This is a genomic window from Actinoplanes sp. NPDC051851 (assembly GCF_040681165.1).
Taxonomy (GTDB): Bacteria; Actinomycetota; Actinomycetes; order Mycobacteriales; family Micromonosporaceae; genus Actinoplanes.
The window spans coordinates 114,554-136,920 of sequence record NZ_JBFAYF010000019.1 but is presented as its reverse complement, the minus strand read 5'-3'; the positions used below and the strand labels follow the sequence as shown (position 1 = coordinate 136,920).

At 72.4% G+C, this 22,367-nt stretch carries 19 protein-coding genes; 8 read left to right on the top strand and 11 right to left on the bottom strand.

From position 1 onward, the window contains the following. The 5 genes from AB0M08_RS20230 to AB0M08_RS20210 all read right to left on the bottom strand — a co-directional run bounded on the left by AB0M08_RS20230 (position 1) and on the right by AB0M08_RS20210 (position 5,264). Positions 1-300, bottom strand: coding sequence for a trypco2 family protein (locus AB0M08_RS20230; protein ID WP_364495159.1), 300 nt, complete (start codon positions 298-300; stop codon positions 1-3). 144 nt (positions 301-444) lie between these two features. Further along, the gene (locus tag AB0M08_RS20225; protein ID WP_364495188.1) at positions 445-1,071 is read right to left on the bottom strand and encodes a response regulator transcription factor; all 627 of its coding nucleotides are present in this window, start codon (positions 1,069-1,071) and stop codon (positions 445-447) included. 20 nt (positions 1,072-1,091) lie between these two features. Continuing rightward, complete coding sequence (locus AB0M08_RS20220; protein ID WP_364495156.1) at positions 1,092-3,146, bottom strand: histidine kinase; 2,055 nt, start codon at positions 3,144-3,146, stop codon at positions 1,092-1,094. Between the two features lie 56 nt (positions 3,147-3,202). Further along, entirely contained in the window at positions 3,203-3,838 is a 636-nt protein-coding gene (locus AB0M08_RS20215; protein ID WP_364495154.1) for a DJ-1/PfpI family protein, read from the bottom strand. 442 nt (positions 3,839-4,280) lie between these two features. Next, positions 4,281-5,264 carry an aminoglycoside phosphotransferase family protein gene (locus AB0M08_RS20210; protein ID WP_364495151.1) on the bottom strand — a complete coding sequence of 328 codons (984 nt, stop codon included), beginning with the start codon at positions 5,262-5,264 and terminating at the stop codon, positions 4,281-4,283. 174 nt (positions 5,265-5,438) lie between these two features. On the opposite strand from AB0M08_RS20210, the gene AB0M08_RS20205 reads away from it, so the two are divergent. Then, complete coding sequence (locus AB0M08_RS20205) at positions 5,439-6,536, top strand: radical SAM protein (RefSeq protein WP_364495148.1); 1,098 nt, start codon at positions 5,439-5,441, stop codon at positions 6,534-6,536. A gap of 10 nt (positions 6,537-6,546) precedes the next feature. Further along, on the top strand, positions 6,547-7,665 hold the full coding sequence (locus AB0M08_RS20200; protein ID WP_364495145.1) for a serine/threonine protein kinase: 1,119 nt from the start codon (positions 6,547-6,549) through the stop codon (positions 7,663-7,665). 4 nt (positions 7,666-7,669) lie between these two features. On the opposite strand, the gene AB0M08_RS20195 is transcribed toward AB0M08_RS20200, so the two are convergent. Then, positions 7,670-9,007 carry a N,N-dimethylformamidase beta subunit family domain-containing protein gene (locus AB0M08_RS20195; RefSeq protein ID WP_364495142.1) on the bottom strand — a complete coding sequence of 446 codons (1,338 nt, stop codon included), beginning with the start codon at positions 9,005-9,007 and terminating at the stop codon, positions 7,670-7,672. A gap of 31 nt (positions 9,008-9,038) precedes the next feature. Between AB0M08_RS20195 and AB0M08_RS20190 the strand changes: the two genes are divergently transcribed. From AB0M08_RS20190 to AB0M08_RS20170, 5 genes are all read left to right on the top strand, one after another. Further along, complete coding sequence (locus AB0M08_RS20190) at positions 9,039-9,881, top strand: methyltransferase domain-containing protein (protein ID WP_364495139.1); 843 nt, start codon at positions 9,039-9,041, stop codon at positions 9,879-9,881. Then, positions 9,878-10,663 carry a glycosyltransferase family 2 protein gene (locus tag AB0M08_RS20185; protein WP_364495136.1) on the top strand — a complete coding sequence of 262 codons (786 nt, stop codon included), beginning with the start codon at positions 9,878-9,880 and terminating at the stop codon, positions 10,661-10,663. Before AB0M08_RS20190 ends, AB0M08_RS20185 begins: the two co-directional genes overlap by 4 nt. Then, a complete protein-coding gene (locus AB0M08_RS20180; RefSeq protein ID WP_364495134.1) occupies positions 10,660-11,571 on the top strand; it encodes a hypothetical protein in 912 nt (303 codons plus the stop codon). Before AB0M08_RS20185 ends, AB0M08_RS20180 begins: the two co-directional genes overlap by 4 nt. Next, complete coding sequence (locus tag AB0M08_RS20175; protein ID WP_364495131.1) at positions 11,571-13,736, top strand: NAD-dependent epimerase/dehydratase family protein; 2,166 nt, start codon at positions 11,571-11,573, stop codon at positions 13,734-13,736. Before AB0M08_RS20180 ends, AB0M08_RS20175 begins: the two co-directional genes overlap by 1 nt. A gap of 176 nt (positions 13,737-13,912) precedes the next feature. Beyond that, positions 13,913-15,817: a hypothetical protein gene (locus AB0M08_RS20170; RefSeq protein WP_364495129.1), complete on the top strand. Its 1,905-nt coding sequence runs from the start codon at positions 13,913-13,915 to the stop codon at positions 15,815-15,817. Here AB0M08_RS20170 and AB0M08_RS20165 read toward each other — a convergent pair. From AB0M08_RS20165 to AB0M08_RS20145, 5 genes are all read right to left on the bottom strand, one after another. Then, a complete protein-coding gene (locus tag AB0M08_RS20165) occupies positions 15,751-16,500 on the bottom strand; it encodes a hypothetical protein (RefSeq protein ID WP_364495126.1) in 750 nt (249 codons plus the stop codon). The two genes, AB0M08_RS20170 and AB0M08_RS20165, sit on opposite strands and share 67 nt — an antisense overlap. A gap of 401 nt (positions 16,501-16,901) precedes the next feature. Next, complete coding sequence (locus AB0M08_RS20160) at positions 16,902-17,777, bottom strand: glycosyltransferase (RefSeq protein WP_364495124.1); 876 nt, start codon at positions 17,775-17,777, stop codon at positions 16,902-16,904. A 167-nt stretch (positions 17,778-17,944) separates the two neighbouring features. Next, complete coding sequence (locus AB0M08_RS20155; RefSeq protein WP_364495121.1) at positions 17,945-19,324, bottom strand: GGDEF domain-containing protein; 1,380 nt, start codon at positions 19,322-19,324, stop codon at positions 17,945-17,947. A gap of 21 nt (positions 19,325-19,345) precedes the next feature. Beyond that, positions 19,346-20,527 carry an FIST N-terminal domain-containing protein gene (locus AB0M08_RS20150; RefSeq protein WP_364495119.1) on the bottom strand — a complete coding sequence of 394 codons (1,182 nt, stop codon included), beginning with the start codon at positions 20,525-20,527 and terminating at the stop codon, positions 19,346-19,348. 412 nt (positions 20,528-20,939) lie between these two features. Next, the gene (locus AB0M08_RS20145) at positions 20,940-21,506 is read right to left on the bottom strand and encodes a hypothetical protein (protein WP_364495117.1); all 567 of its coding nucleotides are present in this window, start codon (positions 21,504-21,506) and stop codon (positions 20,940-20,942) included. 89 nt (positions 21,507-21,595) lie between these two features. On the opposite strand from AB0M08_RS20145, the gene AB0M08_RS20140 reads away from it, so the two are divergent. Further along, positions 21,596-22,294, top strand: coding sequence for an SDR family oxidoreductase (locus AB0M08_RS20140; protein WP_364495114.1), 699 nt, complete (start codon positions 21,596-21,598; stop codon positions 22,292-22,294). Positions 22,295-22,367: the final 73 nt, after the last annotated feature.

The window sequence follows — 22,367 nt, the reverse complement described above, 5'->3', positions numbered from 1 at the left end:
TCAGTCCTCGCCGTGGACGGCCGTACCGGAGACGAGGGGAGGCCCTTCCGATCCGGTCTGCCGGGGCTTCAGGGTGAGCTTGATCCGCTGGGTGGACGTCTGCGCGAGCTTGCCGTCCGCGCCGAGCTCCACCACATAGAACTTGACCTTCGCGGAGGCGCCGCCCTCCCGGACGAGCGCGACCGTCACCTCCAGCTCGATGGGGCCGAGCTCGAACCGGAGGCCCTCCTGCGGCGCCTCCGCCGACGCCTCCTGGAGTTCCGATCGCAACTCACGAATGACATCGGACAGCTCGATCATGTGCGCTCCCCCTCAGGCAACCGGCGCCACGGAATCTACGGACGTCCATGCCGGAGGGGACCCCCCGTGCGGAGGTTGTCCTCTCAACCATCGCGGCAGACATTGATCATCCGAGCCCCGTCGCAAGTAGACGATCGGCCCCTGTCACCGGGCTGGCCGGACCAGTCCCAGGTCGTACGCGACGATCGTGGCCTGCACCCGGTCGCGGGCGCCGAGCTTCGGCAGCAGCGCGTTGACGTGCACCTTCACCGTGCCGGTGGCGATGCCCAGCGCCTCGCCGATCTCCGCGTTCGAGCGCCCGCGAGCCACCTCGACCAGCACGTCCCGCTCGCGCGGCGTCAGCGTGGCCAGCCGCCGATCGGCCTCCGGCGGCGCGCTCAGCCGCCCGCTGGCGAACGCGTCGATCAGCCGCCGGGTCACCGCCGGGCTCAGCATCGCCTCGCCCGCCGCCACGGTGCGGATCGCCGCCACCAGCTCAGCGGGATCGGAGTCCTTCAGCAGGAACCCGGAGGCACCCGCCCGCAGCGCCTCGAAGACGTACTCGTCCTGATGGAAAGTGGTCAGCACCAGTACGCGCGGCGCGTCCGGCCCGGCGGTCAGCCGGGCGGTGGCGGTGAGCCCGTCGACACCCGGCATCCGGACGTCCATCAGCACCACGTCCGGCCGGACCCGCGCCGCGAGCTCCAGGCCCGCCGCGCCGTCCCCGGCCTCGCCGGCCACCTCCAGGCCGGGTTGTGCGCCCACGATCGCGGCCAGCCCCGCCCGTACCATGATCTGGTCATCCACGATGATCACCCGGACGATGACGACACCCCCTCGCTCTCCGGCCGCGCCACCGCGGACGCCGGCCCCGGCGGGCGCAGGCCGTCGAGCATGGCGCGCATCGCGGTCAGCGACTCCCGCGCCGCGCCGAGCACCCCCTCCAGATCGCCGCGCTCGGCCGCCGCCGGTACCTCGGCCGCGTGCCGCAGCACCGCCTGCCGCAGGTCGGCCGCCATCCGCGCCCGCTCACCCCGCGCCCGGGCCTCGGCCTGCGCGGTGGCCGACGCCACGCCGCCCTCCTCCCGGTCCCGGCGCGCGTCCCGCCGCCGCCGGCTCGCGTGCCCGGCCAGCCAGGCGAGCGTCGTCGGCACGCTCGCCAGCATCACGCCGAAGATCGCGTACACCGCCGTGAGCAGCACCTTCGAGGGCGGACCGGTCATTCCGGCGATCGGCTGCATCGCCGCCGGCACCGCGAAGGCCAGCACCGGCGAGAGCATCCCGAGCACCAGCGCGATCCAGGCCCGCTCCTGCCGCCGGCTCCACGCCGCGACCGCGTAGACCGCCGCCAGCTCCGCGCCGGTACCGAACAGGAACAGCCAGGAGAGCCCCACCGGAAGCACCGTCGCGACCAGCAGCGGACCCAGCCAGCCGGTCACCGCGACCGCCGCGAACGCCGGCCACGGACGGGTACGCCGCCACAGCAGCGGCAGCGCGTGGGCCACCAGCGCCAGCAGCACCAGCACCGACACCGCCGGTTCCAGCCCTTCGTCCGCCTCCGCCGCCAGCCCGGTCAACGGCACGATCAGCGTCGCTGCCGCCAGCACCGCGTCCACCACACCCTCACTGCGGGATCCGGCCCCTTTCCCGGGTACGTCCGGAGCCGCCGGGACTCGCGCACACACCCGCCAGCCGTCGCCCCGCGGCCCGGCCTCGAGCGTGCCGCCGAGCGCCGCCGCCCGCTCCCGCATCCCGGCGAGCCCGCGCCCACCCCCGAGCCCGGCCGCCCCGGCGGACTCCCCCGATCGCCCGTCATCCTCGATGATCAGTTCGGCGTACTCCCCGTCGAAGGCGCGCTCCCCGTCGTGCGTTCCGGCGTACTCCCCGCCGAAGGCGCGCTCCCCGCCGTACGTGAAGAGAAGCGTGACCGAACCGCCGGGCGCATAACGCAGGGTGTTGGTAAGCGCCTCACGCGCGATGCCGTGCATGGCGGTGGCGATCGCGGCCGGTGGCTCCCCGTCCGGCAGCCGGAGCGTGATCCGCTGCCCGAGCGCCCGGAACGACGCGGCCAGCTCGGTCAGCGTCGGCTCACTCTCCCCCGGGCCGCCCTCGGGCAGGATCTCGACCAGCCGGTGCAGCGCGCCGAGCGTCTCCCGTCCGGTCAGCGACGCGAACGCGAGCGCCTCCCCACGCAGGTCCGGCCGCTGCTCGGCGAGGAAGTCAGCGGCCTGCGCGTTCACCACGATCGAGGTCAGATGGTGTGCCGTGACGTCGTGCAGTTCCCGGGCGAGCCGGTTCCGCTCGGTCGTCTCCGCCTCCACCCGGGCCCTTTCCGCCATCGCGAGACGGCGCGCGGCGTCGGCCCGCGCCCGGTTCCAGCGCCGCCGGATCCGGCCGAGCGCCGCCACGAACGCGTACGTTACCGCGTCACCGAACACGTCGAGGAGCAGCTCGTCGCCACCCTGCGTGACGCTGACGACCATCTGGAACGTGACCACGCCCGCGCAGGCCCACAGCAGTGTCCGGCGCTCACACCGGACCGCGACACTGTAGAGCGCGATCATGTCCGCCAGCGCGATCACCACCGGGGCGTCCCCGGGGAGGAACCACTGCTGCTCCGCGGGGGCCACCCACCCGGCGAGCCCGATCCCCGCGCAGACGGCGACCAGGGCGGGTACCGGGCGGGTCCGGCGGAAGGCCAGCGCCACCCCGACGGCCAGGCAGACCGCGACGAAGGCGACCACCTGAACGGGCCGGGCGGGGGTGCGGCCGAGGGCCGGCCAGAGTACGAGTTGGGCCGGCACCAGCAGGGCCGGAAGTGACCAGGTGTGCGGGCGGGCCATGATGCGCCACAGACTACCGAGCACCCCATCGACGATCATTCCCGGTAGCGCCCCCGGACAAGGCCTGCGGGAGCGGCTGATCAGGCGGGCACTGGCGTCCGGCCGGAGGCGCGCCAGACGGTGCCGCGGCGCTCGTGCTGGAAGAGCTGCTCGACGGCGTGGGCGACGCGCGAGCCGAAGGCGCGGTCGACCAGGTGCAGGCCGAGGTCCAGGCCCGAGGTGACGCCCGCACCGCTGATCAGGTCGCCGTCGTCGACGACCCGGGCGTCGACCGCGATCGCTCCGGTGGCGGCCAGCGCGCCGAGTCCGCCATGGTGGGTGGTGACATGACGGCCGTCGAGGAGACCGGCCATGGCGAGCGCGAGCGACCCGCCGCAGACGGTGGCCACCGTGACGCCGGGGTCGGCGAGGGCCTTCGCGACCAGCCCGGGAAGCGGCGTCCCGCCGAGCCGCCCCAGCAGTACCGGGATGTCGTCCAGCGGGCCGGCGGCACCCGGGACGACGACGTACCCGGGCAGCTCCGGGTCGAGCGGGGCGACGGCGTCGAGGGCGATCCCGGGAACGCCACCGGCCACCCGGCGGGGCCCTTCGGCGGAGACGAACCGGACGTCGGCCGTGACCCCGGCGAGGGCCGCACCGGCGGTGAGGACTTCATAGGGCGCGATCACATCGAGCGGATCGAAGCCGTCGAAGAGGATGAATTGCGCGTACACCATGTTTCCCTTCGTTATCGGATCCTTACACGCTAGAAGCCACGGCTGGCGCCCGACAGTGGCAGGAATGCCACATACCAACGGGTTCCCGCCAAGGACCACGCGGAGGCCGGATGGGGCCGGGCCGGATAGGGCCGGGCCGGGCGACGTCAGGCCGGGCGGCGCGAGAGCAGGCGGCGCGAGAGCGGGACCGTGCAGCGCGGCGGGGCCCTGGAGCGCGCCGACCACCGCGAGGCACCGTGGCGTCGGCTGGCGCTCCGGGGTGCCTCAAGGGCCTTGAGGCACCCCGGACGACCAGCCACCGGCAGGCGGCTGGCGCACAGAGGTCCCTCGAGACGGCCGAGACACCCGTGACCATCAGCCACGAAGTGCGAACCGCGGGAGACCGGGGCGTGGGAGACCGGGGCGTGGGAGACCGGGGCGCGGGAGACCGGGGCGCGGGAGGTCAGGCGAGGGTGGTGAGCAGGTGGGTGAGGTGGCGTTCCAGGGCGGTGGTGAGGACGGCGTCGGTCAGGTCGGTGCGGCCCAGTGCGCGCCATGGGCCGGCGGCGTTGGCGGCGGACGGGGCGAAGGAGAGCGCGTCGAGCAGGCGCCAGTAGAGGTGGCTCGGGCGGTCCGGCGCCAGGCGGCCGCCGGACTCCCGGTACGCCTCGACGAAGAAGTCGGCCAGCGGGTCGCCGTGGAGCAGGGCCAGCATGGTGGCGCAGTGGGCGACGTCCAGGTCCGCCGGGCCCCGGGACGTCTCGGTCCAGTCGATGACGCCGGTGATCGCGCCGGAGTCGTCGAACAGGACGTTGCCGGGGTGGAAGTCACGGTGCAGGAAGAGGGGGTGGTACGGCGGCGGGGTTCGGGTGATCAGCGCCTCGGCCAGCCTCCACAGGTCCGGGCGGGTGGTGTTCACCGGATGGGTGATCTCGCCGGGCCAGGACCACGCGACGTACTCCGGGAACGGGGTCGGCGGCCGGAAGCGATGGATCTCGGCAAGCTGGCGGGCCAGGGCGGACGCCCGCCGGCGGGCCGGGGCGGACGCCCAGGCGCCGGCGGAGGAGTCGCCGGCGGAGGAGTCGGCGGCGGAGGAGTCGGCGGCGGAGGAGTCGGCGGCGATCACCACCCGGCCGGGTAGCCGGGTCATCAGCAGGGACGGCCACGCGCAGCACGCGGCGGACGGGTCGGTGCCGAGCACCCGGGGCGCCGGGATGCCGGTGGACTCCAGCATCCGGAGCGCCCGGGTCTCCCTGGTCAGCATCTCCGCGGCGCGGTCGGCGAGCTCCGGGCGGGTCATGCTGCGCAGCACGTAGTCACCCCGGCTGGTGTGCAGGGTGCGGATCAACGAGGACCAGCCGCCGCCCAATGCGCCGACGGTGTGGATCTCGGTGCCGGGCGGGAGCACGGAAAGCGCCCACCGTGCCGTACGGGAATCAAGGTCCATTGTGGAAGTCTAGGCGCAAGAATAGCGCTCCGATAAAGTGCAACTTGCAGATTTTCGCTGGCCAGAGGCCATGTATCACCCATGAATCGGATAGTCAATCTATCGATCATCGACGATTGTTATTTAGAGTTGTGGTTCCTCTTGAATCGCCGTTCGGTGAAGGGTGGAACCATCGTGACCATTGACCGGATGGACCTGGCGGCCAAGCTCTACCAGCCCGGGGTCTTTCCGGTGGTCGCCGGGGTCGCGAACGGGGAACGGTCGGCCGGCCCACTCGTGGTGGACCTCGATCCCACCACCTTTTGCGACCTGGCCTGTCCGGAATGCATCAGCGGCAAGCTACTCAACCAGGGCCGCTTCTCGCCCGAGCGGCTCGCCGCGCTCGCCGGGGAGCTGGTGGAACTCGGCGTCAAGGCGGTCATCCTGATCGGCGGCGGCGAGCCGCTCGCGCACCGCGGCACGAAGAGGGTGATCGCCACGCTCGGTGCGGCCGGCGTCGCGGTCGGGGTGGTCACCAACGGCACGATGATCGACCACAACCTCGACGAGCTGTCCGCGTACGCGTCCTGGGTCCGGGTCTCGGTCGACGCCGCCACGCCCGGGACGTTCCGGCTGGTCCGGCCCGATCGGCGGGGCGGCAGCGCGTTCGACCGGGTGATCGGCAACATGCGCAAGCTGGCCGAGGTGAAGACCGGCGCGCTCGGCTACTCGTTCCTGGTGATCGTGCGCGGCGGCCCGGACGGCACGGTCGAGGGGAACCACGGCGAGATCCTGGCCGCCGCCGAGCTGGCCCGGGACATCGGCTGCGACTTCTTCGAGGTGAAGGCGCTCTTCGACGACGCGCACCACCTGATCGCGCTGCGCCCGGAGATCCTGCGCGAGGTCTCCGGGCAGATCGAGGCGGCCCGGCTGCTGGCCCGGGACGGCTTCGAGGTGATCAATTCGTCCACAATGGACTCCATCCAGCGGCGGGACGGGCCGGTGCAGCCCAAGGAGTACCACCGGTGCGGCGTGACCGAACTGCGCACGCTGGTCACCCCGTCCGGCGTCTACGTCTGCCCCTACCACCGGGGCAATCCGGCGGCCCGGCTCGGCGACGCGGTGACCGAGCCACTGCCGGAGCTCTGGCGGCGCTCCGACCGGGGCATCGTCGACCCGTCCCGCGACTGCCGGTTCCACTGCGCGCGGCACACCTCCAACCTCGAGCTGCACGAGATCGCCGCCGGGCGCGGCCGGCCCGTACTCGAAAACGATCTTGACCTTTTCCTGTGAGAGGGACGCCATGCGAGTGAACTCGTGGAACGGCTGGGATCCGCTGCGGTACGTGCTGGTCGGGCGCGCGGACGGCACGATGGTGCAGGCGCCGGAGCCGGCCGTCCAGCGTGACTTCCCGGACGACGGTTTCCCGCTCGGGACCTACGGGCCGATGCCGGAGGAGATGACCGCCGCCGCGAACGAGCAGCTGGACGCGTTCGCCGCCATGCTCACCGCCCGCGGCATCGACGTCTGCCGGCCGACCCCGATCGACTTCTCCCGTACGGTCGCCACGCCGGACTGGGAGCATCCCACCGGGTTCGGCTGCATGCCGCCGCGGGACGTGCTGATCACCGTCGGCACCGAGATCCTCGAGGCCACCATGTGCTACCGCAGCCGCTGGTTCGAGTACCTCTGCTACCGCCCGGTGCTGCAGGAGCTCTTCGCGGCGGACCCGGAGATGCGCTGGGAGACCGCCCCGAAACCCCGGCTCACCGACGCCAGCTTCGTGCCGGGCTTCTGGGACGAGTACCGGACGGTGCCGAAGACCGAGCAGCTGGCCCGGGTCGCCGCGCACGAACTGGTGCTCACCGAGGAGGAGCCGCTCTTCGACGCCGCCGACATCGCCCGGTTCGGCCGGGACCTCTTCGTCCAGCTGTCGCTGGTCACCAACCGCAAGGGCGTGGACTGGCTGCGCCGGCACTTCCCGGAGCACCGCGTGCACCCGGTGACGTTCACCAACACCCATCCGCTGCACATCGACGCGACCTGGGTACCGCTCCGGCCCGGCCTGGTGCTGCACGCCGGCGAGCGCCTGGCCGACCCGGAGCTGGTGAAGTACTTCGAGGTCAACGACTGGCAGGTGGTCGAGGCGGTGCAGCCGGCCAGCTGGAAGCACTACCCCCGGTTGTCGTTCTGCAGCCCGTGGCTCGCGGTCAACATCCTCAACCTCGATCCCGGTACGGTCTGCGTCGAGGCCGAGGAGGTCAGGCTCGCCGACCAGCTGAACGGGCTCGGCATGGAGGTGGTGCCGGTCCCGTTCCGCGCGGTCGGACCGTTCGGCGGCGGCCTGCACTGCGCCACCGTGGACATCTGGCGCGAGGGCGTCATGGAGGACTACTTCCCGCGCCGCTGCGGACGGTTCTGATGCCTCACCCGCCGAACCGGTCCAGGACGTTGCGGGTCACCTGCTCGACCAGGGGTGCCGCGCCGCTCGCGACGACCACCGGCCAGTCCGTGGAGGCTGCGGTGAAGATCGTTCCCAACCCCTTCTCGTGTACGCCCATGGTCGCCGCCCGCGGTCCGTCCGTCTCCCGGTCCGGGCAGTTCCAGTGGCCCGCCCGCAGGTGGTGAAAGTCGTCATGGACCGGGGTCAGCTCCGCGATGCCGAGGATCGCGAAGTCCGCCGGTGTCCCGTCGGCCCCGCTCGGCCGGGCCACGCCGTGCCGGTCGCGGACGAAGGCGGCGCCATCGCACTCGTACCCGATCAGCGGGGTGCCCTCGCCGAGCCGGTCCCCGTCCCGCAGCCCGGTGCCCGCGAAGACCCAGTGATCGGCGTGCTGCACGGTGTACCCGGTCCGTGGCCGGTCACCGGGCCAGCCACCCGGCCACATCCCGCCGTTGCGGAAGCTGACCCCGGTCAGCGCGTTCTCCGGCGCGATCTCCCACCACAGGTCCGGCGCGGGCAGCCGAGGGTAGACGTCGCCGACCCGGTGATCGGTGTCGGACACGAACGCGGTCCCGCCGTCGACCACGCGAACCCGCCACCAGCAGGTGTTGCCGCTCAGGAACGCCACGTTGCCACCGTTGCGCACGAAGCCCTCCGTCGCCGCGCGCATCTCCGCGCTCCAGTACTCGTCGTGCCCGACGCTGAGCATCAGCCGGTACCCGTCCAGCAGTCCCGGGTCCTCGTGCAGGTCCAGGTCGGTGCAGAGGTCCACGCCGTACCCGTTCCGCTCCAGCCAGGCCAGGAACGGCGCGTCCCAGTACGCCAGGAAGTCGATCCCGCCGGCCCGCCGGAAGCTCACCTTGTGCCCCTGCCCCGGGAGGTACACCGGGTCGTCGTAGAGGCTGGCCCCGTTCGTGAAGCTCGCGCCGTCACCCCGGTTGTAGGCGTACCGGGTGAAGGTCGAGATCTTGTAGAGGATCCGGTTCGCCGGCCGTTCCGGTCGCACGACCAGGCTGTCCCGGCGGAACCCCTTCAGTGGCTTGAGCACGGGCGGCACGTCCTCGGTCTCGAAGAACGCCACGTACAGGCCGGGTTCACCCGGCGGGGTGAACGGGTACGCCGGCCAGCCCCAGTCCACCGAGGGATCCGCGCGACCGTCGGCCATCGGCCGGGGTTTGTGCTGTCCTGGCAGCCAGGGGGTACTGCCCGCGTACCGGGGCTCGGCGCCGAGCCGGAAGAGGTCCACCCGGAACCGCGGCGCGGTGGTCGAGACGTGCAGGCTCCCGCGGCCGAAGTAGCCCTCGATTTCATCGACACTCATAGATTAATTGATAGCCGAAGGAGTGCCGGAGATGCCGCACCGCGCCCGGATGCGTGAACTGATGATGGGGATCGAGGGCCTGGCCCTGCTGCGGACCGCGACCACCGCCGACGACGCGTTCCTGGACGCCCGCGTCGCCGAGCTGCGCCACCTCACCGACCCCACCTCCGAGGGACTGCCCGCCGGCAAGCCGCTCACCGAGCTCACCCCCGCCGACGGGTACGCGGTCTGGGCAGCCCGCTACGACACGCTGCCGAACTTCGTGATCGCCGCCGAGGAGCCCGCGGTCGCCGCGCTCCTCGCCGGCCTGCCGCCGGGCCGGGCGCTCGACGCGGCCTGCGGCACCGGCCGGCACGCGGCCCGGCTGCACGCGCTCGGCCACGACGTCGTCGGCGTCGACCAGTCGCCGCAGATGCTCGCCAAGGCGATCGAGAAGGTGCCCGGCGCCCACTTCGAGACGGGTTCGCTGGAGAAGCTGCCCCTGCCGGACGCCGCGGTCGACCTGGTCGTCTGCGGTCTGGCACTCGCGCACGTCGCCGAACTCGGCCCGGCCGTCGCCGAACTGCGCCGGGTCCTCGCCCCCGGCGGGCACCTGATCGTCACCGATCCGCACCCGTTCATGACGCTGCTGCAGGGCCCGGCGATGTTCGTCCGTCCCGGGGGCGGGCTCGGGTTCATGCCGTACCACGTGCACCTCGCCGGCGACTACCTCGCGGCCTTCGCCGAGCAGGACCTGGTCGTCCGCGCCTGCCGGGAGCCGCTCTTCGCCGGCCCGCTGCCGCCCGGCGGTTACGAGGAACGGATCGCCGACGCGTCCCTCGCGGCCTGGAAGGACGTTCCCGCCGCGATCGTCTGGGCGGTCCAGGCGCCATGACGCCGACGGTCAGCTGCCTGATGGTCACCCGGGACCGGCCCGCGCTCGCCGACCGCGCGATCCGCTGCTTCGCGGCCCAGCGCTACCCGGCCCGAGAGCTGATCATCGTCTCGCAGGGCGGCCCCGATTACACCGTTCAACTGCGAAGTTCCCTGCGGGCGTACGGCGTCCATCGCGCTCTCCTCGTCGAGGCTGACCCGGCGCTGCGACTCGGCGCGCTGCGCAACCTCTCCCTCGACGCGGCCCACGGCGACCTGGTCTGCGTCTGGGACGACGACGACCTGAGCCACCCCGACCGGCTCGCGGTGCAGATCGCCGCTCTTCGGGAGGCGGGCGCGCACAGCTCCTTCTTCACTGATCATTTTCAGCTCTTCGCCCCGCAACACGATCTGCACTGGATCGACTGGAATCGGCCGCCGGTCAGCGACTATCCCGTGTTGCCGACCACGATGCTGATGACCCGTGACGGCCGGTTCCGCTACCCGACGACGGGCCGGTACGAGCACCGCGGCGAGGACTGGCAGCTCCTGCTCGACCTGCACGCCGCGGTACCGGTCCAGCATCTCGCCGGCCGGGGACACCTGTACATGTACACGTACCACGGCCGGAACGTCTTCTCCGAGGCCCACCACGGCCACATGCGGATCCGGTCCCGCCCGCGCGCCGAGATCCTCGCCGACGCTGATCTGATCCGGTCCGCCCTGGCCGCCTATCCCCCGCTCGGCCCCCTCCGCGTGAGCGGCTGCGACGGGCCGGCCTTCACCGTGGAGCCCACCGCATGAACATGGTCAGTCACGCGTCCCGCCCCGAGGTCTGGGACCGGATCCCGTCTCTCTTCGACGGGATCCTCCCCGAGTACAACCTGCACGGCGACGTGATGGCCGGATACTGGAAACGCCTGTTCGCGGAGTTCGGCGCCTTCCAGCTCGCCCTGATCGAAGGCGACGACGTCCTCGCCGTCGCCCGTTCCCTCCCGATCCCGGCCTTCCCGGCTGTCTCCTTCCCGGCTGTCTCCCCTCCCGCCGCCTCCCCTCCGACCGATTCCCCTCCCACCGATTCATTCCCTTCCGTCTCCGCTTCCGGCGCCGGGCCCTCCGTCTCTCCCCTCATCTCCATCTCCGAGGCCGGGGCCTCCGTCTCCGTGGACGGCGGGGGCGACGCGCTGCCCGGTATCGACGACGCGATAGTCGCCGGGTTCTCCGGGGAGGCGCCCACCGTGCTCTGCGCGCTCGGCATCGAGGTCGCCCCCGCCCACCAGGGCCGCCGGTACGCCGTCACGATGCTCGACGCCCTCCGCGACCTGGCCGCCTCCGCCGGTTTCGGCCACCTCGTGGCACCGCTGCGTCCCACCTGGAAGGAGCGCTACCCACTGACCCCGATCTCCCGGTACGCCGCCTGGACCACCGAGACGGGCGAGCCGTTCGACCCGTGGCTCCGCAAACACGTCACCCTCGGAGGCACCCTCGGCACGCCCGCACACCGATCGTCGATGATCACGGGAACCGTCCACGAGTGGGAGACGTGGACCGGCATGGCCTTCCCGGAGTCCGGCTCGTACGTCTTCCCGCACGGCCTGGCCCCACTGCTCATCGACCGGACCGCCGACCGGGGCACCTACTGGGAGCCATGCGTCTGGGTCAGCCACCCCGCCGGCGAACCACGCCTCGGCCGGCCCGTCGAGGAGCGGTGATGCGGACGATCGCACTCGTCGGCTGTGGTGCCGTCACTGAGCTGTGCCACCTGCCGGCCCTGCTCAGCCCCGATCCGCCGTTTCGGGTAGCCGCGCTGGTCGACCGTGAACCGGCCCGGCTGCGCGCCGTCGCGGACCTGCTCGGCCATCCGGTGGAAGTCTACTCCCGCGTCGATGATCTCCCGGGGCGGGTGGACGCGGCACTGGTCGCCACCGGCCCCGGTACACAGACCGCGATCGCCGGTCGCCTGGCCGCCGCCGGAGTGCCGGTCCTGCTGGAGAAGCCGGTCGCCCTCGCCGTCGACGAACTCGCCCCGCTGCGGGCCGGCGGCGCGCTGGTGGTCCCGGCACACGTACGGCGGCTCTACCCGGCGACACCCTGGGTGGCCGGGCAGCTGGCCTCGGGACGGCTGGGCCGCCTGCGCCGGGTCCGGTGGCGGGAGGGCGCGGTGTACGCGTGGCCCGCCACCAGCCCGTTCACCTTCACGTCCGGCCCGGGCGGGGGCGTCCTCGCCGACCTCGGCCCGCACATCCTCGACCTGCTGGGGTACTGGCTCGACGGCCGCGGCGAGCTGCGCTCCTACGCGGACAACAGCGACGGCGGCGCGGCCTCCGAGGCCGAGGTACGCCTCACCTTCGGCGGCGTGCACGTGGAGGTGACCCTGAGCCGCCTGCGCGACCTGGAGAACCGGGTCGTCTTCGAGGGCACCGCCGGCACGCTGACCATCGGCACCGAGCGGGCCGCCCGGTACCGTATCGACGAACGTCCCCCCGAGCCGATCCCGGCCACGGATCCGGCCCTGCTGACCCGGGCGGGCCTCTTCCGCCGGCAGTTGGTCCTCTTCGAACGGGCGCTCCGGGGCGAACGGATCCCGCAACTGGCAACGCTCACCGACGCGGGCGCCACGGTGGACCTGATCGCCCGCTGCCGCCCCACGGCCCGCCTCGACCGCCCCTGGGAACCCGTCCCCGCGTCCACAGCCTCCCGGCCTGCGACGCAGGGCCCAGCCTCCCGGTCTCCGTCCTCGGGGCCGCGATCCCCGGCCACGCCGGGCCGCTCCTCTGATCCGGGCCGCTCCTCTGATCCGGGACACTTCTCTGAACCGGGACGGGCATCCCCGCCCGCGCCGAACCCTTCGCTCCCTCTCGTGGCGCACGTCGGCCTCGACCGGGCACGCGGCTCGGTTGGCGGCTCGACTCGCGGCTCGACTCGCGGCTCGGGATCCGCTCTGGACGGGCGGGTAGCAGTGACGGGGGCCAGCGGCTTCATCGGAGCGCACGTGGTCGAGCATCTGCTGGACGCGGGGGCGCATGAGATCGTGGCGGTGACGCGTACCCTGGAAGGCCGCGTCAGACTCGCCCACCGCGCGCCGGACCGCCTGCGGTTCGCCACCGCCGACGCCAGGGACGCCGCGGCTCTGGAGGAGGCCTTCCGGGGCTGCGACGTGGTGGTACACGCCGCCTACGGCAGCCGGGGCGAACCGGCGGACCGCTGGAGCGTGACGGTCGACGGCACCGCCGCGGCGATCGTTGCGGCCACCAAGGCCGGGGTACGGCGCGTCGTCCACGTGAGCAGCGCAGCCGTGTACCGACCCGGCGCCGAACCGGTGCTGACCGAGCAGTCGCCGCTGCTGGACCCGGATCCCGGTGACCTGTCCTACGCCGCGCAGAAGGCCGCCGCCGAACGCCTGATCCTCGACCACGCGGGCGGCCCGGTCGAGGTGACCTGCCTGCAGCCGGTCGCGGCGTACGGCCCGTTCGGCCCGGTATGGACCGTGCGCCCGCTGCGGCGCCTGCGCGAGGACAACACCTGCCTGCCCGGCGGCGGTGGCGGCACCTGCGACGTGGTCCACGTCCACGACGTAGCCCGCGCGGTGGCCCACCTGCTCACCGCCCCGGCGGTGGACGGCCGCCGTCTCCTGCTCGCCGGCCCCGAGACGACGACGTGGGGCGACTACTACGACCGGTACCGCGACCTGCTCAACCTGCCACGACTCCACCTCCCCGACAGCGAGGCCTGGGCCCCACGCGACCGCGAACTCTTCGGCCGCCTCACCCGCGTCGACAGCACACGACTCTCGTCGACGGGCTTCCACCCCTCGATCCGCCTCGACGAGGGCATGTCCACGGTAGCCACCTGGTCCCGATGGGCCGGCCTCTCGTGACGTCGCCCGTGCCCTTCCCCGCGGCTCTCCCCACGTCCTCGCCCTCCCTTTCGCCTTCCCTGTCGCCCTCCCTGTCGCCCTCCCCTTCCCCGTCGTCCTCTCCCTCCTCCTCGACCCCCTCCTCCTCGACCCCCTCCTCTTCGACGGCTCCCCTCCCTTCTCCCGCGGCTTCCCTCGTGCGCGGGCCGTGGCGTCTCGACGGTTCGGTGCTGACCCATCCGGCGCGCGGCGACGCGGGTGCCCGGACCGCGGCGCAGGGGCCACCCGGCCTCCTACGGGTGGTCGCCGACCCGCAGCCGGACGGCCCGCCGACCGTGCTCCGGACGGCGATCGCCGCGTGGAGCACGGTGCCGCCGGAGAGCACCCATCACCTGGTGCTCCAGGACGACATGGTGCTGGCGTCCGGCGCCTGGGACCGCATCCTGGACGCCATCGCGGCCGCGCCCGACGCCGCGCTGGCCCTCTTCGCCATCTGGGACTCCCGGAACGGCGCGATGGTCCGGATCGGCGCCCTGACCGGGGCCAACTGGGTCCCGGCGGTCGGCGAGTACACACCATGCGCCGCGTTGGTGCTGCCCCGGGCGGTAGCACTCTCCTACGCCCGGATGGCCCACGAGCAGCAGGACTCGGGCTGGCCGGACGACATCCTGATGCAGCGGCACCTGCGCGCGGAGGGCGTGCGCTGCCTGATCGCCGCGCCCAACCTGGCCGAGCACATGGACGGCCCGAGCATCGCCGGCAACGCGTTCCGTGGCCCGCGCCGCTCGGCATGCTTTCTGCCGACCGCGCCCCAGGACCCGCCCCGGATCATGCGCGAACCGCCACCGCTGGTCCCGTTCCTGAAGAACGGGGTAGCGCAGTGCCTGACGCGCACACCAGGCGGCACATGGTTGCATGTGGAGACCGAGGCGCAATTGCGTCTGCTCGGCGCCTCCATAGTACGCCGTGACGACGTGTGGCTCACGGCGTTCGCCCTGGGCGTAGCGGCCCGCCATACCCGGCTCTCCCAGGCTCCGGGCCCGTCATCGCAGATCGCCCCGGCGTCGACCGATTCCGTACCGGACACGCCGGACCCGGTCATCCCCGAGCAGCCCGTCCCGGAGACCGATTCCGCACAGGACACGCCAGGAGCGGCCGTTCCCGGGGTACCCGTTCCCGTTCCCGTTCCCGTTCCCGTTCCCGTTCCCGTTACTGCGCCCGCGCCCACGCCCGTTACTGCGCCCGCGCCCACGCCCGTTACTGCGGCCACGGGGACGGTCGACGCGGCGTTGCGCACGATCGGGCCGGGCGGGGGCAGCCAGCGACCGGGGCAGGCGCTCGGCGAACACGCACTGCGGGAACTCGCCGAGTTGGCCGCTCTCGCCGTAGAAGCCGGTCGCGCCGCGGCACTGCACCCGCCGTCCGAGCCGCGGCGCACCGTCCCACTGCGGACCGGAGGTACGGCGATGATCGCGCATCTCGCCGCCTACCTCGCCGAACGCGGGATCGGGGTGACCATCGCGGAGGACGGGGTCGATCCTCGTGGGCTCAGTGGCGACCTCTACGGCCCCGGGTGCGGCCCGGACGGTGTGATCGGGGCGCTGGTGTGGCAGGCGCTGCGTTCACGACCGATCCTGATCACGGATGCCCTGCCCGCGCTGGTACGCCCTCTGCACGTACGTGAGGCGGCCGACGCGCTGGGGCGGGGAGTTCTGGTGGGGCGGCTCACGGCGTACCAGATAGGAGATTTCGCCCTTGCCGTCGCTGACGTGGTGCGCCCTGTGCCGGTGCGGGACCTCCGCGCCTCGCCATCGATCCCCGCCGCTCGGCGGTCACCGAACCCGCCGCCACTCATCACGTCACCGCCGAACCCGCCGCCACTGAGCCCACCGGCACCGAACCCGCCGCCACTCATTCAGCCGCCGCCGCTCATTCAGCCGCCGCCGAAATCGCCGCCGCTGAACCCGCCGCTGAACCCGCCGGTGCTGCCGCCTGAGCTGCGGTTTCGGCTGCATCAGTATGCGCAGTGGCTCGCCTATGAATGGGATGGCGGTGCGGCTGCGGTGATCAAGACGGCGGCGGCGGACGCGTCGACCCGGTAGGCGTCCCGGATGGCCTCGGCCGTCGACGCGGCGTCCACGGTGGGGCAGACGCCGACCAGCGCGCCGCCACCGCCCGCGCCGCTCAGCTTCATCGCCAGGCCGGTGGCGTCGCGGGCGAGCAGGCGGAGGCGCTCCAGCAGCGACGTGGACATGCGCTGGTGATCACGCATCGCCCGGTGCGCCTCGGTCATCGCCTCGGACAGTGCCGGCAGGTCACGACGGCCGATCGCCTGCCAGGCCGCCCTGGTGGCATCGTCGCAACGGCGGACGTAGGCGGCCAACTCGGGATCGTTCCGCGCCTGTTGCGCACGGACATTCCGGATGTGATCCGGTGTGGACTTCGGCGCCCGCGAATCGACGACGACCAGCGACCACTCCTCCGGGAACGGGGCGTGACCGGCCACTCCGGGCAGCCCGGTGGCACGCCCGTCGAAGCAGGTGACCCCGCCGAGATCGATGGCCAGCTGATCCATGCCTCCGCCGTTGCAGAACGCGAACTCGAACTCGTACGCCCACCGAACCCGCTCACGACGGGCCACCTGCGGCGCGTACACATCGAAGATCGCCATGATCAGCGCGGTCGAGCTGGACAGCCCGCTGGCGATCGGCGCCTGACTCGCGACGGCAACCGGCGTCCGCGCGTCACCCAGCCCCTCGACGCGCTCCCGTAGAAAACTCCACACCTCCTCAGCCCACGGCGCTTCCCCTACCTCGCCCGGCGACATCCCGCGGCCGGCAGGCATCCGCCCTTCGCCCCGCAGCCCGTCCCCGTCCCCGCAGCCGCCCTCGGCTCCGGCTCCGGCTCCGGCTCCGGCTCCGGCTCCGGCTCCGGCTCCGGCTCCGGCTCCGGCTCCGGCTAGCGTCACGGTCGTGTGCAGGTCCAAAGCCACGCAGAGCGAACGGCCGCCACCGAGCCAGTCCAGGTCCTCGCCCGAAAGGCAGGCGCGAACCGGTCGCGACGCCGCGGCCACCAGCATCGCAGCCGCCGGCCGGCGCCGTTCCTCCCCGGCATGCCGGGGATCGCCGCACCGGGCCTCACCGGCCTGGACGTCAGGACGCCGATCGTTCTCACGCCAGACGCCGGTCACGGGCACCACACTCGTTGTTCCAGGCTGCCGCGCAGGCGCCCGATCCGCCACGCGGCCTCGCACATCCAGAGCCCGGCACGGTCGGGATCGCGCAGGGCAGTCGCACCGACGATCAGGGCGAACCATTCGCGGACCGCTTCGCGGGTGGTGTTGACGGTCAGTCCATGGACGCGGAAATCGCGGAGGAGGCGGGCGTCGGCTCGACCATACCCGAACTGCTGGCGGGCGATCTGCCGGAGGCCCTCTCGTAGTCGATAGTGGACGACGGCGTTGCAGGCAAAGGCCACCGTATGCCCGGCCAGCTGCGCCCGCAAGCAGAATTCGACGTCGTCTCCGCCACCGCCCGTATAGGTCACGTCGAAGCCGCCGAGCTGCTCGAACACGTCGGCACGGATCGCCATGCAGGCGCCCGTCGCGTACGGCAGCCAGCCCATGATGAGCGGCAGCCGGTCGGGCGGATTGGCCGGTCGGGATCCCTGCATGCGGGCGCTGTTCAGCACGGTCGGGTCGAGGTAGCCCCCGGCGATGTCCGCGTTCGCACAGGCCGCGACGAGCTCGCCGAGCCAGGACGGCGTGGCCTCGTCGTCCGCGTCACAGAACGCCAGGATCCGGCCCCGGGCGGCGCGGGCACCGGCGTTCCGGGCGAAGTTCACGCCGGGCCGTTCCTCGCGGACCACCCGCAGGCCGGGCAGCACGCCTGTCCAGCGCAGTGCCGCGGTCCCGGTCCCGTCCGTCGAGCCGTTGTCCGCAACGACGACCTCCCAGGTGCCGTCGAACCGCTGGTCGGCCAGCGCGGCTAGCTGGGCGTCTATCCCGCCGGCCGCGTTACGAGCCGGGATGACCACGGTCGCATCACATCGACGACCATCCATGCTGGACACCATAGCCGCTCCGGCCGCCCCCTACCCCCGGTACCGGTCCGCCATATCCCAGGGTGGAGACAGGACCATCCCGTGGTCTGATTCGCAACCGGCGCCGCGCGAGAAGACTGGCCGCCATGACACACGCAACGCGATCGCAGACGAGGCAGCCGTGGGGCCTACACCTCCTGACGGCGGGCCTGCTTCGCGGCGTACATCGCGGTGTCAGCGTCGCGAAGCAGCGCCTCGGCGTCGTATCCGCTGGTCGCGGCCGTCCCGATGCCGACGCTGCCACCGGCCCGCAGCCGCAGTCCGCCGACCACGAACGGCTCGTCCATCACCCGGCGGATCCCGTCCGCCACCGCTACGGCGTCGCCCCGCTCCAGCAGCACCACGAACTCGTCGCCGCCGAGGCGCGCACAGGTGCCGGCCTCCCCGACCGCACCGGTCAGCCGCCGGGCCACCTCGATGAGCAGCAGGTCACCGGCCTCGTGCCCGTGGGTGTCGTTGACCGCCTTGAACCCGTCCAGGTCCATGAAGAGCACGGCCAGGTCCGACTCCTCGGCGCGACAACGCTCCATCGCGGCGGCGAGACGGCCCATGAACAGGGCACGGTTCGGCAGCCCGGTCAGCGCGTCGGTCTCGGCCTGGCGCCGGATGTGCTCGAAGAGCTGTGCCCGCTCGAGGGCCAGGCCACCCACCTCGGCGACGTGCTCCAGGAAGTCGTGGGCGAGGCTGCCCTGCGCCGGCGCCCCGGTCACCACCACGGTCCCGATACTGGAACCGTCCCCGCCGAGGCTCAGCGTGAGCTCGTCGCCGCCCGCCTCCCCGGCACTCCCGGCCACTCCGCCGCCCAGGTGGACCCCGGCGGACGCGACCGGAACGTGCTCCACCAGCGCCTCGGCCAGCCGCTGGGCGGCCGCGCCGACGTCCACGCTCCGGGCCAGGTCGGCGGTCACCTCGTGCAGCTGGCGGGACCGCTGCAGTTGTTCCTGCGTACGGCGGTACAACCGTCCGTTGTCCACCGCCAGGGCGATCCGGCTCGCCACCGCGGCCAGCTCGTGCACGTCCGCGTTCTCGAACGGGGTGTCCGCGCGCCGGACCAGCACGAGATAGCCCGGCGGCTCGTCGCGGACGCTGAAGAGACCCCACGTGATGTGCACCGGCCCGTAGGCCCGCAGCCACTCGGGCACGTCGAAGTCCGCGACCGGGCCGGCCACCACCGGCGATTCCCGGGTGGGGCGGCGGGTGCAGTCCAGCAGGGGGAGATCCCCCGAGAGCGCCGTGCCCAGACCCCACGACGCGGCCGGGCGGAAACCGTCCGCGGTCGGGGTGAAGAGCACCGCGATGTCCGCCCCGAACAGCTCGGTGACCTCGCAGACCGCCCGGTCGAACACCTCGGTCAGGTCGACGACCTGGCCGAGTGCGGTGATCAGTTGCGACAGCCGGGTGGCCCTCGCCAGCGCCCGTACCGACGCGACCCGCTCCTCGATCAGCTCGGCGCGCAGCCGCTGCACCTCATCGCCGACGCCGGCCTCGGTGCTGCTCAGAACCTGCATGTCGTGGACTCCCATAAGAGGTCAGAGGGCCAACGTGACCACGGTGGCGTTGTGGAACCCGGTCGAGCCGGTGACGCGCGCGAACTCGCCGTACGTGAAGAAGCCGCCGATGGGAGCGCCGCCCATCCCCTCGCCGACCGAGACGGCCTCGGCCTCGATCTCCTTCCCCAGCGGGCCGGCCCGCCCCGCGCAGCTGAAGACGATCGCCCCGCGCGGCGGCCCGTCCAGCTGCCCGGCCGCGTCCGCTCCCGACCGGCGCGAGGCCTCGAGGAGGTCCTGATGGTTGCCGGCCATCACCTGTACCACGGAGTGCTCGCTGACGTGGCCGAACATCACCAGCGCGCCGTCCGGAGTCCGGTCCAGGATGTGCCGCCCGTCGAACCGCCCGACGGTGTCGGCCAGCCCCAGCGGATGCCCGAGCGCCGCCCGCGCGAACGGCTCCTCCCACAGCCCGTCGCGGACCCGCGACGGCAGGTCGGTGCCGCGCTGCGCGAAGTACGCCTCGACCGCCGGACGCCCGTCCAGCTCGTGGATGACGTTCTTCTCGGCCCGCGTCACGATCATCGGCGACCCGATCGGATGCCACCCGTGCGCGACCCCGATCCCGAGCGGGCGGGGCGAGTTGATCCAGACCGCGATCATGCCGTTCGTGGTGACCTGACCGTTCGCGTACTGGTAGGTAGCGATCATGGAGATGTCCTCCGCGGCCGCCCCGCCGATCATCGGCACCGTCGCGCCGGTCACCGTGTAGCACCCGCGCACCACTGCCCGCTGGTCCCCGGCGAACCCGTCGCTGATCACCATCAGCACCGAATGTCCCGCGTCCCCGCCGGCGCGCTCGCGGGCCGCCGACGTCGCGTCCTTCGCCGCCCCGAAGACGTCCCGGTGGATGCCGTCCCGGATCGCGACCCCGAACCTCAGGTCCGCCGCGGGTACGTACAGGGCGACCGCCCCGCGCACGAGGTTCGCGTCCGACGTGAAGCTCCGATAGGCCGTACATCCGACCACCTGGGCGTTTCCGGCCGCCCGCTGCGCCGCCGCGAAGAAGAGGTGCGGATCGTAATGAATGGTGGGAAAAACCAGCACGAGGTCGTCCGCCGTGGGCTCCCGCCCGCCGAACGCCTGCCGCACACACTCCTCAGCAGCCGCGTACGCATCATCGTTCCGGCTGCTGCCGTGCCCGAGGACGTCCCTCTCCCCCATCGCCTGCTTCCGCCTCCCGGCTGCTCTTCGACCCGATCTCCTATCGGCCGTTTCTCCGCTCGCTCCACTCTTTTCCACTTTTCCGTGCGCCATCCGGCCCACAGCCACCCGTCGTGGCCCGATCCTCCAGGCCGTCCCGGACCCTTCGCGACCTCGGTACATCGCCTCAGCCTCGGCTGCATCCATCCATCGCGCGATCATCGAGCTGCCGCAGCGCGCCGTCAGATCGATGATCGCAGCCCCGATGGACAGCGATGACCCGGCCGCCGGAATGCTCGGCGATCGGCTCGGCACGTCGGCACCGCCGAGCGCCCCAGTCGCCGGTTCCTCACGGCGCCGACTGGACCTGGTGGTGATTCTGGAGGTCGGCACCCCTCGCTTCACGGGGAGAACGTGGGGGTGCCGATCACTTCTATGACCAGCGATGGGCGATGTCGACGACGATCCGGCTGTGTGTGCCAGGGCCGGTCAGGAGCAGGACGCGGAACGGCAGGCGGGCCCGCACGCCGACCGCGAATGTCGTGTAGCCCTCGAATGAGCCACCGAAGACCATGTCGCGGAGCGTGTCGTAGCGGAGCACGGTGACCACGTGGTCGCCGGTCGTGGTCTCGATGGTGGGGATCCCGCTCGGATCGTAGGCGGGCGCGCGCACCGTCACCCAGAGGAAGGCGCCGCCAGCGGTGTACGGGACGAGGTCGACGCCCTCACCGTCGGTGAGCACCTCAGCGCTGTAGCGAACGTTGTAGCCCTGAGCCGTACCGTTCATCTCGAAGACGATCCGGTCCCAGCAATCATGCCGCCCGGTGGAGACCGAGACCAGCGGGGCGGTGCTGACGTCACCGGCGGCCTTATCGGTGCTGCCCCAGGTGATGCCACAGTAAGGGGTGGCCGTCGCGGCGGGAGCTGCTGCCATCGTAGCCGGGGCGCCGCAGGCGGTGAGAGTGATGCAGAGGACAGTTGCGATGACCGACATGCGCATGATGACCTCCTCGGGTCGAAGAAGCCGGTCACCTCCGACGCTATGGCGGTTCCGCAACCTATTGTTCGTCCGTGAACAAAGTGGCATTGGTGACGGGCTCCGCCTCCGGGATCGGCGCGGCGACGGCCCGGCGGCTCGCGGCCGACGGCTTCACGGTCGCGGTCCACTCCCGATCGAGTACGGCCGCCGGAACCGCACTGGCGTCCTCGATCGGCGGGAGCTATCACCAGGCCGACCTCGCCGACGACACTGCCGCATCCGCCCTGGTCCCGGCGGTGCTGGAACGCCACGGACGCCTCGACGTCCTGATCAACAACGCGGGCATCAGCTGGCCGGTCCCGCACGCCGACCTCGACGGCCTGACCGCTACTGATTGGCGCCGCCTGCTCGACGTCAACCTGATCGCGCCCTGGCTGCTCTGCCAGGCCGCCGCGCCGTCACTCCGCGAGAGCGGGGGCTGCATCATCAACATCACCAGCCATGCCGGGGTAAGACCAAAGGGCAGTTCCATCGCGTACGCCACCAGCAAGGCGGCCCTGAACCACGTCACGAAGCTGCTGGCCGCCGCCCTCGGCCCGGCGATCCGGGTCAACGCGGTGGCACCGGGCCTGGTCGACACTCCACTCACCGCCGACTGGACCGACGCCCAGCGGTTGTGGAAGGAGTCCAGCCCCATGCGCCGCGCCGCTGCGCCCGCCGACGTGGCCGACCTCATCACCGCCCTGATCAGCAACGACTACGTGACCGGCGAGGTCGTCCTCCTGGACGGCGGTCTGAACCTCCGCTGACCCCGGAGGACCTGACCGGCGCGAAGCTCATCGCGGAACCCCAGCCGCCCCGACGATCCGCGCGGTCCGGACA

Coding starts and splice junctions, on each gene's coding strand:
- AB0M08_RS20230 (WP_364495159.1), bottom strand. CDS start 300: ATGATCGAGCTGTCCGATGTCATTCGTGAGTTGCGATCGGAACTCCAG.
- AB0M08_RS20225 (WP_364495188.1), bottom strand. CDS start 1,071: ATGGTACGGGCGGGGCTGGCCGCGATCGTGGGCGCACAACCCGGCCTG.
- AB0M08_RS20215 (WP_364495154.1), bottom strand. CDS start 3,838: ATGGTGTACGCGCAATTCATCCTCTTCGACGGCTTCGATCCGCTCGAT.
- AB0M08_RS20210 (WP_364495151.1), bottom strand. CDS start 5,264: ATGGACCTTGATTCCCGTACGGCACGGTGGGCGCTTTCCGTGCTCCCG.
- AB0M08_RS20200 (WP_364495145.1), top strand. CDS start 6,547: ATGCGAGTGAACTCGTGGAACGGCTGGGATCCGCTGCGGTACGTGCTG.
- AB0M08_RS20195 (WP_364495142.1), bottom strand. CDS start 9,007: ATGAGTGTCGATGAAATCGAGGGCTACTTCGGCCGCGGGAGCCTGCAC.
- AB0M08_RS20190 (WP_364495139.1), top strand. CDS start 9,039: ATGCCGCACCGCGCCCGGATGCGTGAACTGATGATGGGGATCGAGGGC.
- AB0M08_RS20185 (WP_364495136.1), top strand. CDS start 9,878: ATGACGCCGACGGTCAGCTGCCTGATGGTCACCCGGGACCGGCCCGCG.
- AB0M08_RS20180 (WP_364495134.1), top strand. CDS start 10,660: ATGAACATGGTCAGTCACGCGTCCCGCCCCGAGGTCTGGGACCGGATC.
- AB0M08_RS20175 (WP_364495131.1), top strand. CDS start 11,571: ATGCGGACGATCGCACTCGTCGGCTGTGGTGCCGTCACTGAGCTGTGC.
- AB0M08_RS20160 (WP_364495124.1), bottom strand. CDS start 17,777: ATGGATGGTCGTCGATGTGATGCGACCGTGGTCATCCCGGCTCGTAAC.
- AB0M08_RS20155 (WP_364495121.1), bottom strand. CDS start 19,324: ATGCAGGTTCTGAGCAGCACCGAGGCCGGCGTCGGCGATGAGGTGCAG.
- AB0M08_RS20150 (WP_364495119.1), bottom strand. CDS start 20,527: ATGGGGGAGAGGGACGTCCTCGGGCACGGCAGCAGCCGGAACGATGAT.
- AB0M08_RS20145 (WP_364495117.1), bottom strand. CDS start 21,506: ATGCGCATGTCGGTCATCGCAACTGTCCTCTGCATCACTCTCACCGCC.